Source organism: Deltaproteobacteria bacterium (assembly GCA_026388545.1).
Lineage (GTDB): Bacteria > Desulfobacterota > Syntrophia > Syntrophales > UBA2185 > JAPLJS01.
In genome coordinates, this window is the sequence record JAPLJS010000026.1 from 20,265 (window position 1) to 32,792 (window position 12,528).

Genomic DNA, 12,528 nt, shown 5'->3' on the forward strand with positions numbered 1-12,528 from the left:
AATGGGCATGGAAATGTATTTTATTATTTTTTAACGATTAAGGTTGTATATTACTCCATCGGTAAAATAGTTACAACAAGTCTTTGTCATGAGCTGCTTTTTTTGTGGTGATGAATAGCAAAATCCTTTCATTGCGACAACCTGTGTGATAACATTTTCCACCCCCGAATAATGTACGTGACGAAAAGGACGATATTACCATGAGAAAAACCAAAATAGTCTGTACCATTGGGCCTTCCAGTGCAAAAGAATCTGTCATTGAAGCGATGATAGAAAACGGCATGAATGTGGCCCGGCTCAATTTTTCCCACGGTGAACACAAGGATCATGAAGAGAAGATAACGATGATCCGGCGTATATCCGCAAAGATCGGCGCCCCGGTAGCTATCCTGCAGGACCTCGCAGGGCCAAAAATCAGGGTAGGTTCTATTCCTGAACCAGGCGTGCTGCTTGAAGCCGGACAGGATTTTATACTTACTGCCCGTGATATTGCGGGTACCCGTGAGATGGTTTCCGTCTCTTACCCGGATCTTCCCAGAGAGGTAAAAGCCGGAGACAGGCTTCTCCTTGCAGATGGTTTGATGGAACTTGTGGTTGTGAACACAAACGCCGCCGAGATTCAGTGCAGAGTCATCACGGGCGGTATACTTACTTCTCACAAGGGGATCAACCTGCCGACAGGGACAATAAAGGCTCCGTCCCTCACCGATAAAGACCGGGAAGACCTCATCTTTGGCTTGGAACATGATGTAGATTATATCGCGTTATCATTTGTGAAGACAGCGGATGATATCAAGGCAGTCAAAGACATCATCCGGCAAAAAGGGATGAACACTCCAGTCATTGCCAAGATCGAGAAGCATGAGGCCCTTGACCATTTAGAAGATATCGTGGATGTCTCAGACGGCATTATGGTGGCCCGTGGCGACCTGGGTGTGGAAATACCGCTGGAGGAAGTGCCGCTCATTCAAAAAAGACTTATCCGGAAGGCGAACGCATCGGGCAAACCGGTCATTACGGCAACCCAGATGCTCCGTTCCATGGTCACTTCCCCCCGGCCAACCCGTGCCGAAGCGGCGGATGTTGTAAACGCCGTTCTTGACGGTACCGACGCGGTAATGCTGTCCGAAGAAACGGCTTCAGGCGATTATCCCGTTGAAGCCGTCGGAATTATGCACCGCCTTGCCGTAAATGCGGAAGCGGGATTTCCCTATGAATCATATCTCAATGTTATTCCCGGAAAAGACATCGCCCAATCCGTCGCCCATGCCTCCTGTATCCTGGCCGATCACCTCGACGCTAAAGCCATTGTAACCTATACCACGACAGGGCTGACAGCCATGCACATATCACGCTTCAGGCCGAAACACCCCGTAATCACTCTGTCTGCCGATGTTAGGACGGTGCGCAGGTTGACCCTCTTCTGGGGTTGTCGACCCTGTCTGATCAACGCTCCCCTGGGTACGGATGACATGATTGAGGGGGCAGCACTGGAAACGGGCGAGGTATCCCATGGGGACCTAGTGGTTATCGTTGCCGGCCACCCGCTGCTTGTGGCCGGCGCCACCAATACGCTGCGGGTAAAGATACTTTGAAAACATGTGTTTTGTGTCATTCCGAGGGTGAGCCGAAGCCCTGAACGAAGTGAAGGGTCATCGAAGGGGCAGCGACGAGTAATCTTATGTGCTGTTAAGATTTCTCCCTTCGGTCGAAATGACAGGAATAGTATTTTTCAAAGCCTCCTATATGTGAATGCCCACCTCTCGTCTCTCTGAGCGTCTTTCTGTGAAGAAAACCTGCGTATTCAGCAAATCCCAGGCACGGTCCTTCCTGAATTCGGAAATCTGCCCGTCACGGATGTTTATGACGTCCTGATCTTTGAGATCCTTCAGTACCTGTTGAATTTCTCCGGGTTCTTTTCTGGTGTACCGGCATAGTTCCTCCACGGGATTCCGGTCGGGCGGGAGCGGCCATTCATTGAGAAAATAGAGAACAGCAATCAACCTGATCCAGGATCGGGTAAGTTCTTCAAGTGCGAGATTTGTATGTTTGATCCTGTTCGAAAATTCTTTGAGCATAAAAAGGGACACATCACCGCTTTCTTGCAGCAGATTGCGAAAGGTGTTCCCGTCAATGACGGCCACATTGCTGTCTTCCGTGGCTAGCGCTGAAGCGGTACGCGGTGCTTCAATCAACGCAGCCATTTCTCCAAAGTACTCCCCCGGCCCCATTTCGGCCAGGACCTTTTTTACCTGGCCGGCGCTTTTCTCCACCCGCACATTACCCGTGAGGATATAGTACATTTCCTGTCCGGTGTCCCCCTCTCTGAAAATATAGGCGCCTTTGGTGTACATACGTCCGAATTTTTTAAACATGCGTTCTTCGATTCTCATAACTTTTTTTCTGGGCTTCAAAAAAGCCTTTTCAAGGAGGATTAGATTTCTTCTCCGGTGAGAAGAAATGAGCTCCGCACAGAAGAGGAGGATCAATGCCATATAGAAAACCCAGATCACGAGGATGACCACGGTTTCCAGAGAACCGAATATCACATTATATCGTGTATAATTGGTCACATACCAGGTGAAAAAGTGTTTCGCAATTTCCATTAATGCTGAAAAGATAGCGGCGCCCGTGATTGCACTGCCCAGGCTGACCTTTATGGTGGGGGTGATTTTATAAACAAGCGTAAAAAATGCCACTGTCAGCAGGTAAGGCAAAACAAAGCGAAACAGAGCACCGTGTAAGAAAGGAAGGATTATGAACTCTTTACCGGAAAGCAAGGGTTGTTTTGCAAGGATTGTTGAGATATAGGTAATTCCCACACTAATAACGCCGACAGCCCACCCCATAGGAATCATGGAAATTGCGAGGAGCTTGGAGACAATATAGTTTCGGTTTTTTCTTGAGCGGAAAATAATATTCATGGCGGTCTCGATGGCGCTGAAAATCATTGCGGAAAACCATACAAGACTGATGATTCCGACCCAGCCAAGAACACGTTTTTTTTGCTCGATCTGGCCCAGTTGGCCAAGCAGGGATTCTGAGAAGTATGGATGAAACTCCCGGATCGCTTCGATAAGCTCTTTCTGGATATTCGGGTGAGAACCAAAAATGTAGTTTGCCAACAGCAGGGTTAATATAAACAGGGGAATAAAAGAAAGAATCGCGTAGAGAGAAATAGCCGCAGCTTGATTAACATTACCGTTATTCTGGTAATTTTTGATCGCATTCCACAGGATATCCCATATGGTGGCGAAGAGAAGATGAGGCCGTTCCATATGATATTTCAAGTGATGATATTTCTGTTTCATTTTACCGGGCATGGGCTGCTGGTTTTTAAGGAAGCTGTGTCAGGGATACTTTTGCAATGGTTTTCTGCGGAAAATACTCACGCGAACCGAGGCAGAAGTATAGGGGAGCAGTAGGGGTGTGTCAAGTTTAAATGTGTGCAGAATTTCATTGAAAAGGCATTGTGTATCCTGTAATCTCCCTGCCATGAGGATTATAAAATATGTCATTCTCTTAATTATTGTTCCTATTGCGTTATGGGGTTGCAGCCAGAAGGAACAGGGCACCGCCGCCGGAAACCTTTCCGACTCGGGACCTGCCTATGGGGACATTGTCGTTTCTGGTTCCATAGGAGACGCCAGTAACTTAATTCCCCTCCTCTCCTCGGACAGCACATCCCATGAAATTTCTTCCATGGTTTTCAACGGCCTCGTCAAGTATGACAAAAACCTCAATATTGTCGGTGATCTTGCCGAATCATGGGAGTTGTCGAAAGGTGGGCTGGTGATTACCTTCCGCCTGAGAAAGGGTATTACATGGCATGACGGTCGTCTCTTTACCGCCCAAGACGTCCTCTTTACGTATCAGGTTACAATAGACCCTAAAACCCCCACCGCATATTCCGGTGACTTTCTCAAGGTCAAGAAGGCGGAAGTCCTTGATGACTGCACCTTCCGGGTTACCTATGATAAACCGTTCGCCCCCGCCCTCATGAGTTGGGGGAGCGCCATTCTTCCCAAACATCTTCTTGCGGGCAAAGATATTACAGCATCCCCCCTGGCGCGTCACCCCATAGGCACCGGGCCGTACATGTTCAAAGAGTGGGTTCCCGGCCAGAAGATTGTCCTCATCTCCAACCCGGACTATTTTGAAGGGCGACCGTATATTGATGGCAATATCATGCGCATCATTCCCGATACGGCCACCATGTTTTTAGAATTGCGCGCAAACGGCATCGACCGGATGAATCTGACACCCCTTCAGTACACAAGGCAAACGGAAAACAATTTGTTTCGCAATAATTACAACAAGTATCGGTATCTTTCCTTTTCCTATACCTACCTTGGCTACAATCTGATAAACCCCTTGTTTTCGGACAAACGGGTGCGGCAGGCCATCGCGTATGGGATTAACAAGGATGAGATTATTCAGGGTATTCTCCTGGGATTAGGAAAGGCGGCTACAGGCCCCTACAAGCCCGGCACCTGGGTCTATAATCCCAATGTCAAAACGTATTCATACGATCCCCGGAAGGCGAGGGAACTTCTTGCAGAAGCGGGATGGAAAGACACAAACGGTGATGGTATTCTGGAAAAGGATGGCCAGCCCTTTGTTTTTGAGATAATCACGAATCAGGGGAACGATATCCGGGCAAAGTGTGCCGAGATTATTCAGAGGCATCTTGCCGAACTGGGTATTAAGGTGAAAATCAGGGTCCTCGAATGGGCAGCTTTTGTTAATGATTTTATTAACAAGCGGCGTTTTGACGCGACGATCCTCGGATGGACGATACCTCTTGATCCCGACATATATGATGTCTGGCATTCGAGTAAGACGGGGGCGCAGGAACTGAACTTCATATCCTACAAAAACGAAGAGGTTGATAAACTGATAGAAAAGGGAAGGGGCACGTTCGACCAGCAAGAAAGAAAAAAATATTATGACAGGATCCAGGAGATATTGGCTGAGGAACAACCCTATACATTCCTCTATGTTCCCGATGCCTTGCCCATAGTTCATGCACGATTTCGCGGCATTGAACCGGCGCCTCTGGGGATCGGACACAATTTCATCAAGTGGTATGTTTCTAAAGAAGAACAAAAACTGGTCATGACGAGATAAGTAATGACGCTTTCCCTGGAGTAATTTATGGTGATAAATCTGAACCGCATGAGGATAATAAAGAATGATATGTTCCTTAAAAAAAATAGATTGGGAGAAGGCTTGAGATGAAAACACTGAAAAGTTTAACCGCATCCGATTTTCCTGGAGTTGACCCTAAAAAGTTTAGCGAGTGGAAACAAACGGCCATGAGAACCAGGGGCAATATTTACATAGTCCTTGCCATATACCTTGTAATGAACATCAAATCATACGGTGTAACCGGTCATATAATCTATGACACACCAGTAGTCATGCTCATAGGGTTTCTGCTCGCAAGCCAGTACACCCGGTACGCCATAAGCAGACATACACTCTATGTAATCATTTCGCTGTGTTTTCTGATAGTATTCAACATCGTTTTAGTATTAAATACCGGACTTTACGTTGGAGAAAGTTTAATAGCTATCGTGGTATTATTCTGGCTGTTTTATCAGAGTGAAAAAAACAATAAGTCAGCGATTGAACTGGGTATTGACAGCGCAACACTTAAACGTGCTTTATCGAAGTGAAGGAACATTCATCTTTTTTATCCATCACCTGTCAGTAGATTGTTGCACGAGTGATTTGTGATAATCATAGTTAAGATTCACTATTTCCTGCAATTTACCTGGGATTAAGGAGGGAACAAATGGACTACAGGCTTATACAATTTGATCAGAGGAACGCTCTAGGGACCATCACATTAAATCATCCGGAAAAAAGAAATGCTCTTTCTCTTTCCATGCTGAAAGAACTCAATGATCTTTTAGAAAAACTCAAGAAAAACAATGATGTAAAAGTTGTCATTGTCAGAGGCGCGGGTAAGATTTTTTCGTCCGGTCACGACCTTTCGGAAATGATCAATCGGGGACTGACGGATTACACGGAGGTTTTTCATACGTGCAGCACTTTCATGCAGAAAATACAGGATATGCCGCAACCCTTTATCGCACAGGTGCACGGCATAGCCACTGCCGCCGGATGTCAGTTGGTAGCTGCATGTGACCTTGCTATTGCGGAGGAAGGGGCTCTTTTTGGGACTCCCGGTGTCAGGCTCGGTATCTTCTGCTCGACTCCGGCGATTCCCTTAGTCCGTGCTGTGGGAAGAAAACGTGCCCTGGAAATGCTCTTTACGGGACGAATGATTTCAGCAAAGGAAGCGGAACGGTTCGGTCTTGTAAACAGGGTTGTCCCCTTTGAGAAACTGGAAGGAGAAACAAAAGCGATGGCGGAAACAATTGCCGAGGCCAGTTCGTTAACGCTCCGGATCGGTAAAGGGGCTTTTTATGCCCAGGTGAACCTGAACGATGCCCAGGCATATGATCTCGGCAATGAAGTGATGGTAAACAATCTCTTTGCGGAAGATGCCAAAGAGGGCATTAGTGCCTTTATCGAGAAACGTAAACCCTTATGGATGGGGAAATAATAAAGTTCTGATGAAGGAATCAATAATTGGGGAGGAAGGATGATGAAACGACTTTTTTCATACCTGATGATCGCAGCCGCAGTCATGGCGCTCTCAGGCTGCCGGACAACTCTGGTTAATGCCATCCTTTCTGACCAGACGGAAACCGTAAAGCTGTTGATTGACCAAGGCGCCGATGTGAACGAAAAAGGCAGCGATAATTTTACCCCCCTGCATTGGGCTGCTTATTACGGGAAGGCGGAGATGGCGAGAATTCTGTTGAATAAGGGCGCTCAGGTCAATGCCAGATCGGAGGCTTATGGCACCCCTTTGACGCTGGCTGCACAGTATGGCTTTACAGATACCGTTAAGGTTTTACTTGAAAAAGGCGCTGACATAAACATAGCTGATTCTTATGGCCGCACGGCCCTGAGTTATGCCGAGGCTGAAAAAAACACTTATCTTATTCAATTGTTGAAGAGAACCGACACCGCCACGCTCGTAAGCGTTCCCCCTCCGGCAGAATCAGAAAAGGCGGCCCCTGCCGAGTTCCGTCCGGGCGCCGAGAAATTAAAAACCGTGGAAAAACCAGCGAGATCAGCTCGTTCAAAAGATATCTCTCATAGCAACGTTTCTGTTTTTCATTTTACGCCCCTCAACATGGATGCTTCCAGTTATGGCATCACAGCCACCAACACCTTGATTAATGCCCTGAAAATGGAACCATCGTTTGTCATGCTTGACCGGAAGGACCTTGAGACTTTCCTGGCTATCAACGATCTTCAACAAAATGATCAGATGGAGAACGTGGTCAACATCGGTACAAGGATGGGACTCAATTTTGTGATTGCAGGCAACATTGAAAAAAAAGGATCACTGATTGTTACAAACTGCAAAGTGATCAGCATTGACCAGAAGAAGATCATCTTCACAAAACAGTCCATATCCATAGGCGAAGCCAGCCTGGTCAGCGATTTCAGGAAACTGAGCGACTCCATTATCGAGGCCATCCTGCGTACTGCCTCATGAGTAAGAAATATGGATTGAACAACAAAATAACCAACTTACAAACCTACACGTTACCCTTCCCATAATACGGGTATTACCCTCGTATTATTCTTATATTTTTCCAATATTGCTTTTTTAAAAATACGTATTATAAATTATCCGCGCATCAGTATTGATGAACTTGTAAAAAGGCAAAAACCCTGTCACTCAGGTTCCCGCCTTCGCGGGGATAAACTGCGGCGGGAGTCCAGACGCTGTTCTCGCGCAAGCGGGGAACCAGGATGAATACCTGATAGGTCCCCCTTTGCAAAAGGGGGATACAGGGGGATTTTCCACGCGATTATCAAATCCCCCCTCTCCCCCCTTTTCTAAAGGGGGGAATATATGGAATCTATTTTCGTAGTAATGACAATGTGAGACGAAATCTGTTTTTTTTACGAAACTGTCAGTATTTAGGAACTCATAGTATTGAGTGAAAACCATGATGAAATCAAGGAAGGGATTTACACTCGTTGAGTTGATCATCACCATTGCAGTATTGGCAGTCATTGCTGCCGTTGCGGGAGTGAATTGGTACGCCTATACATTAAATAGAAATCTCAAGTTGGCAGCAAGAGATATCGCATCTGACTTTTTTGTATACAAGGAAAGGGCGGTTTCTGAGAATACAACATATCAAATCACGTTTGACGTTGCCGGAAGAAGCTATACCATCCAGCCGGGTACACCGAAAGCTATCACCAAACATATCTCGTCATTCGGACCGGACATTGAAATTCTTAATGCCAGTTTCGGCGGGGGACATACGGTTCATTTTCAGACGAGGGGCACCATATCACCGTTCGGGAATATTAAATTGAAGAATAGCAGGGAATCCAATGCGACAATAAAGGTCAATATAACCGGGAAAACGTACGTAAAGTTCGATATCAAATAAGACAGGGTACCTTCGGTGTTCTTTCGAATTTCTGCGGGATTCTATGACACTGGGGATAATGAGTTCACGACGTAACCTTCAGGCACCTGCGCAGATATTCTTTTAAATCTTCATAGTGTGCGGATAATTTGAAAGGTTCTCCACTCCGCTGATCTATATCTTTCATGCTCTGCGGAAGATCAGGGGTAATGCCCAGGAGGTCTTTTATCTCATCAGGAAACTTTGCCGGATGAGCCGTTTCGAGGGACACACATAAGGGGGAATCACCTGATTGTTCGAGATAGGTCTCAAGGCCCCTCCATCCCACCGCTCCGTGCGGTTCCAGAAGAACCCGGTACTGATCGTAGACCCTTTTAATCGTTTTCTTTGTGTCCTCATCAGAAATGCTTACGGAAAAAATGTATCGTCGCATTTCTTCTCTATCGGGGTATCTGTGGACAGTGCCACTGCGATCTACCGTTCCCCCGTATAAATCAAAAAAGCGGGCGAGGTTGCTCGGATGACCCACATTCATTGCGTTGGAAAGGCATGCTTTTGAAGGGGATATCTTCTCATAGGTTCCTGTGGCAAGAAACCGTGGAAATTCGTCGTTTTCATTCGTAGGCATGACGAGCTTTTTCACGGGGAGTCCCATCCTTCTTGCATACTCGCAGCCGAGGGCATCACCGAAATTTCCGGAAGGAACGGAAAACACGATTTCTTCACCCGCCGCGGCAAGTTGTGAATAGGAATATACGTAGTAAATGATCTGGGGAAGAATCCGCCCGAAATTGATGGAATTGGCAGAGGTGAGATTGAACTCATTGAGAGAGGGATCAGAAAAAGCCTGCTTTACCAGATTCTGACAGTCGTCAAATTTGCCATGGACGGAAATGGCTTGGACATTGCCGCCGATCGTGTCCAGTTGTTTCTTCTGTATGCCGCTGACTTCACTTGCAGGATAAAGAATGGTGACATCGATCCCTTCAACGCCCTTGAATGCCTCACCGACGGCGCTTCCCGTGTCTCCCGATGTTGCAACTAAGACATTCAGCATTTTCCCCGGATCACGAAAATGGCTCATCAGACGGGCCATCATCCGGGCGGCAAAATCCTTGAAAGAGGCGGTTGGCCCCTGATCAAGTCTCATAATGTATTTACGCTCTATCACTTTTTCCAGCGGGACCGTGTAATTATATGAATCGGAAATTATTTTTTTCAAAACCTCATCAGTGATTTCATCGGCCAGAAAGGCTTTTGCCACAAGCATCGCCGCTTTGGTGTAAGGTGCTCCTTTTAATGACAGGATCTTATGGTAAGGCAGGAGCGGGATGGGATCAGGCATGAAAAGCCCTTCATCAGGCGCCTGACCTTGCAGGAGCGCCTCTTTGAAGGTAACCATTCCCTTGAATGGGATAATTCCGAAATCACCGTCAATATTCCTATTTGTGCTGTAATAACGAATCATTCGCGACATAATGAAAAAGGTGTCCTTTTGAAATAATTCCACTGTTTAGTGGGTATGAGTAAGCGACTACTATCATAATCGCATTATTCAATCAAACATGTAATATTTTTTCTTGACAAGATTGTTTCGATGGTTTAATTACTATCTAAACGATAGCGATAGTAGTAATTACCTCCGAGGTTTGATATGAAACTTTCAACAAGAGCGCGGTACGGAGTCAGATTGATGGTGGCGCTGGCGCTTAATTATGGCAAAGGCACGGTATTTCTCAAAGATATCGCAAAAGGGGAGAATATTTCCGAGAAGTACTTGAGTTTGATTATTATACCGTTGAGAAGGGTCGGCTTGGTGAACTCTATCCGGGGGGCGTATGGAGGATACAGCCTTGCGAAAGAACCGTCACAGATTACCATGAAAGAGATTGTAGATGTTTTGGAAGGAGATTGCTCTCTTGTTGACTGTGTCAAGAATCCTTCCACTTGTCCAAGGGTGCCAATCTGTGCGAGCCATGACATCTGGGCGATTATAGGCGGGAAAATTTCAGAGACCTTAAGTTCGATTACCCTGGATATGCTGGTCAAAATGAATCAGGAAAAAGCGGGAAAGGCAATGATGCATAATATTTGAAGAGCGGTTAATGAGAACCTGCTCTCGAAGAAAAGGATTATTTGTTAAGGTTCATCTCCGAAAAAGTTGCTATCCTTTTCAGGATTCAAGGGGTCGAGGATTTGAGTGGATATGGGAAACTAAACACTTGAACCCTTGAATCCTTGAATCCTTTTTGCAACAAAATGGGAGAAGGGCATACTGATTTTTAGATCATTAGTATCAAGGAATATACAATGAAGAAAATATACCTGGATAATGCGGCGACAACTCTGACAGATACACGGGTGCTACAAGCTATGTTGCCTTACTTTACGGAAGTTTATGGGAATCCCTCGAGTCTCCATGCCTTCGGTCAGGAAGCGAAGCATGCCATAGAAGATGCACGATATACTGTTGCTTCGTTTATCGGGGCAAAACCGGAAGAAATTATTTTTACGAGCGGTGGGACGGAGAGCAACAATTGTGCGATTAAGGGCATAGCATACGCGAGGCGTGATAAGGGGAACCACATTATAACCTCGAAGATAGAACACCACGCAATCCTGGAACCATGCCATTTTCTGGAGAAACAGGGGTTTGAAATTACCTGCCTCCCCGTTGATGAATACGGCCTCGTTGATCCCGCCGATGTAGAGAAGGCAATTACGGACCAGACAATACTGATTTCCATCATGCATGCCAATAATGAAATCGGAACAATTCAGCCCATTAACGAGATCGGAAAAATTGCCAGGAGAAAAGGCATATATTTTCATACCGACGCAGTGCAGACGCTCGGTCACCTCCCGATAGATGTGAATGAGTTGAATGTGGATATCCTCATCGCCTCCGGGCATAAGCTCAACGGCCCAAAGGGTGTGGGAATCCTCTACGTAAAAAAAGGGATACGGATGCTCCCCTTCATGCATGGCGGTGATCAGGAACAGCAGCGCCGGGCATCAACACACAATGTGCCGGGAATCGTCGGTTTCGGAAAAGCTGTGGAACTGGCCAAGGAGAAGATGGAGACGGAAATTGAGAAGCTTACTTACCTGCGTGATACGTTAATCGAGGGTATTCTCAGCACAATTGAATTTACCCGCGTGAATGGTCATACTGTACAGAGGCTCCCGAATAACGTCAATGTTTCTATTGCCTATGTGGAGGGTGAATCTATGATTTTGAATCTCGATATGGAGAGGATCGCCTGTTCAACAGGCTCGGCTTGTACCTCATCGTCACTGGAGCCGTCCCCTGTCCTGGTGGCTATCGGTCTTTCCCATGAGCTTGCGCATGGATCACTGAGATTTTCCCTGGGAAGGCAGACTTCAGAGGACGACATTAACCATGTCATCACGGTACTGCCCGGCATTGTCGCTAAATTGCGTTCCATGTCTCCTCTTTACAAAAAGGAGGTCAAGTAGATGGAGTATAGTGAAAAGGTTATGGAGCATTTCCGGAATCCGAGAAATGTCGGAGAAATTGAAAATCCCGATGGGGTCGGGAAGGTAGGAAACCCCGTATGCGGTGATATCATGGAACTCCATATCAAGGTTGACGGCGGCATTATCACTGATGCAAAGTTCAAGACCTTCGGCTGCGGTGCTGCGATTGCCACGAGTTCCATGGTTACGGAACTGGTGAAGAACAAGACAATTGAAGATGCCTTAAAGATATCCAACCGGGCCGTTGCGGAGGCCCTTGGGGGGCTACCGCCCATTAAGATGCACTGTTCTGTTCTGGCGGAAGAGGCGTTAAAAAGGGCTCTCGATGATTATCGGCTGCGGTCTGCAAAATCCGCAACCGGCAAGGCTGCGTAGAGGTGCAGGAACGCACCGCCTATCGATAGACGGGTTCCCCCCGTCCGATGTTATTTTCGTAGGAATTGCCATGACCCCGTGGGGACGCCACGAGGCATGAAAATTTTCGATTCTATTAAGTCTCCCTTTTGTAAAGGGAGTTTTAGAGGGATTTTCAAAGGGAATATAAAAT

The 12,528-nt window shown here is 46.6% G+C and carries 11 protein-coding genes; 9 read left to right on the forward strand and 2 right to left on the reverse strand.

All coding sequences use genetic code 11. The features are described from left to right. Nucleotides 1–200: 200 nt before the first annotated feature. The gene (gene pyk, locus NTW12_02595; GenBank protein MCX5845235.1) at nucleotides 201–1,595 is read left to right on the forward strand and encodes a pyruvate kinase; all 1,395 of its coding nucleotides are present in this window, start codon (nucleotides 201–203) and stop codon (nucleotides 1,593–1,595) included. A 147-nt stretch (nucleotides 1,596–1,742) separates the two neighbouring features. Here pyk and NTW12_02600 read toward each other — a convergent pair whose 3' ends face one another. Continuing rightward, complete coding sequence (locus tag NTW12_02600) at nucleotides 1,743–3,311, reverse strand: YihY family inner membrane protein (protein ID MCX5845236.1); 1,569 nt, start codon at nucleotides 3,309–3,311, stop codon at nucleotides 1,743–1,745. Between the two features lie 184 nt (nucleotides 3,312–3,495). Here NTW12_02600 and NTW12_02605 point away from each other — a divergent pair, with 184 nt between their 5' ends. The 5 genes from NTW12_02605 (at nucleotide 3,496) to NTW12_02625 (ending at nucleotide 8,501) form a co-directional block, all read left to right on the forward strand. Next, nucleotides 3,496–5,130, forward strand: a complete 1,635-nt coding sequence (locus NTW12_02605; protein ID MCX5845237.1) for a peptide-binding protein — start codon at nucleotides 3,496–3,498, stop codon at nucleotides 5,128–5,130. Nucleotides 5,131–5,237: 107 nt separating this feature from the next. Further along, the gene (locus NTW12_02610) at nucleotides 5,238–5,681 is read left to right on the forward strand and encodes a hypothetical protein (GenBank protein MCX5845238.1); all 444 of its coding nucleotides are present in this window, start codon (nucleotides 5,238–5,240) and stop codon (nucleotides 5,679–5,681) included. 119 nt (nucleotides 5,682–5,800) lie between these two features. Continuing rightward, on the forward strand, nucleotides 5,801–6,577 hold the full coding sequence (locus tag NTW12_02615; GenBank protein ID MCX5845239.1) for an enoyl-CoA hydratase: 777 nt from the start codon (nucleotides 5,801–5,803) through the stop codon (nucleotides 6,575–6,577). A gap of 39 nt (nucleotides 6,578–6,616) precedes the next feature. After that, nucleotides 6,617–7,585: an ankyrin repeat domain-containing protein gene (locus NTW12_02620; GenBank protein ID MCX5845240.1), complete on the forward strand. Its 969-nt coding sequence runs from the start codon at nucleotides 6,617–6,619 to the stop codon at nucleotides 7,583–7,585. 460 nt (nucleotides 7,586–8,045) lie between these two features. After that, nucleotides 8,046–8,501, forward strand: coding sequence for a prepilin-type N-terminal cleavage/methylation domain-containing protein (locus tag NTW12_02625; protein MCX5845241.1), 456 nt, complete (start codon nucleotides 8,046–8,048; stop codon nucleotides 8,499–8,501). A gap of 64 nt (nucleotides 8,502–8,565) precedes the next feature. Here the strand turns inward: NTW12_02625 and thrC are convergent, their stop codons facing one another. Further along, nucleotides 8,566–9,957 (reverse strand): threonine synthase, encoded by a 1,392-nt coding sequence (thrC, locus tag NTW12_02630; GenBank protein MCX5845242.1) that lies wholly within the window; start codon nucleotides 9,955–9,957, stop codon nucleotides 8,566–8,568. A gap of 177 nt (nucleotides 9,958–10,134) precedes the next feature. On the opposite strand from thrC, the gene NTW12_02635 reads away from it, so the two are divergent. The 3 genes from NTW12_02635 (at nucleotide 10,135) to nifU (ending at nucleotide 12,356) form a co-directional block, all read left to right on the forward strand. Next, the gene (locus tag NTW12_02635) at nucleotides 10,135–10,575 is read left to right on the forward strand and encodes an Rrf2 family transcriptional regulator (GenBank protein MCX5845243.1); all 441 of its coding nucleotides are present in this window, start codon (nucleotides 10,135–10,137) and stop codon (nucleotides 10,573–10,575) included. 215 nt (nucleotides 10,576–10,790) lie between these two features. Further along, a complete protein-coding gene (nifS, locus tag NTW12_02640) occupies nucleotides 10,791–11,960 on the forward strand; it encodes a cysteine desulfurase NifS (GenBank protein ID MCX5845244.1) in 1,170 nt (389 codons plus the stop codon). Further along, a complete protein-coding gene (nifU, locus tag NTW12_02645; protein MCX5845245.1) occupies nucleotides 11,961–12,356 on the forward strand; it encodes a Fe-S cluster assembly scaffold protein NifU in 396 nt (131 codons plus the stop codon). Nucleotides 12,357–12,528 lie beyond the last annotated feature (172 nt).

Bases quoted from the DNA above. Each gene is read 5' to 3' on its own strand.
- NTW12_02610 (MCX5845238.1), top strand. From the start codon at position 5,238: ATGAAAACACTGAAAAGTTTAACCGCATCCGATTTTCCTGGAGTTGAC.
- nifU (MCX5845245.1), top strand. From the start codon at position 11,961: ATGGAGTATAGTGAAAAGGTTATGGAGCATTTCCGGAATCCGAGAAAT.
- thrC (MCX5845242.1), bottom strand. From the start codon at position 9,957: ATGTCGCGAATGATTCGTTATTACAGCACAAATAGGAATATTGACGGT.
- nifS (MCX5845244.1), top strand. From the start codon at position 10,791: ATGAAGAAAATATACCTGGATAATGCGGCGACAACTCTGACAGATACA.
- NTW12_02600 (MCX5845236.1), bottom strand. From the start codon at position 3,311: ATGAAACAGAAATATCATCACTTGAAATATCATATGGAACGGCCTCAT.
- NTW12_02605 (MCX5845237.1), top strand. From the start codon at position 3,496: ATGAGGATTATAAAATATGTCATTCTCTTAATTATTGTTCCTATTGCG.
- NTW12_02625 (MCX5845241.1), top strand. From the start codon at position 8,046: ATGATGAAATCAAGGAAGGGATTTACACTCGTTGAGTTGATCATCACC.
- NTW12_02615 (MCX5845239.1), top strand. From the start codon at position 5,801: ATGGACTACAGGCTTATACAATTTGATCAGAGGAACGCTCTAGGGACC.
- NTW12_02620 (MCX5845240.1), top strand. From the start codon at position 6,617: ATGATGAAACGACTTTTTTCATACCTGATGATCGCAGCCGCAGTCATG.
- NTW12_02635 (MCX5845243.1), top strand. From the start codon at position 10,135: ATGAAACTTTCAACAAGAGCGCGGTACGGAGTCAGATTGATGGTGGCG.
- pyk (MCX5845235.1), top strand. From the start codon at position 201: ATGAGAAAAACCAAAATAGTCTGTACCATTGGGCCTTCCAGTGCAAAA.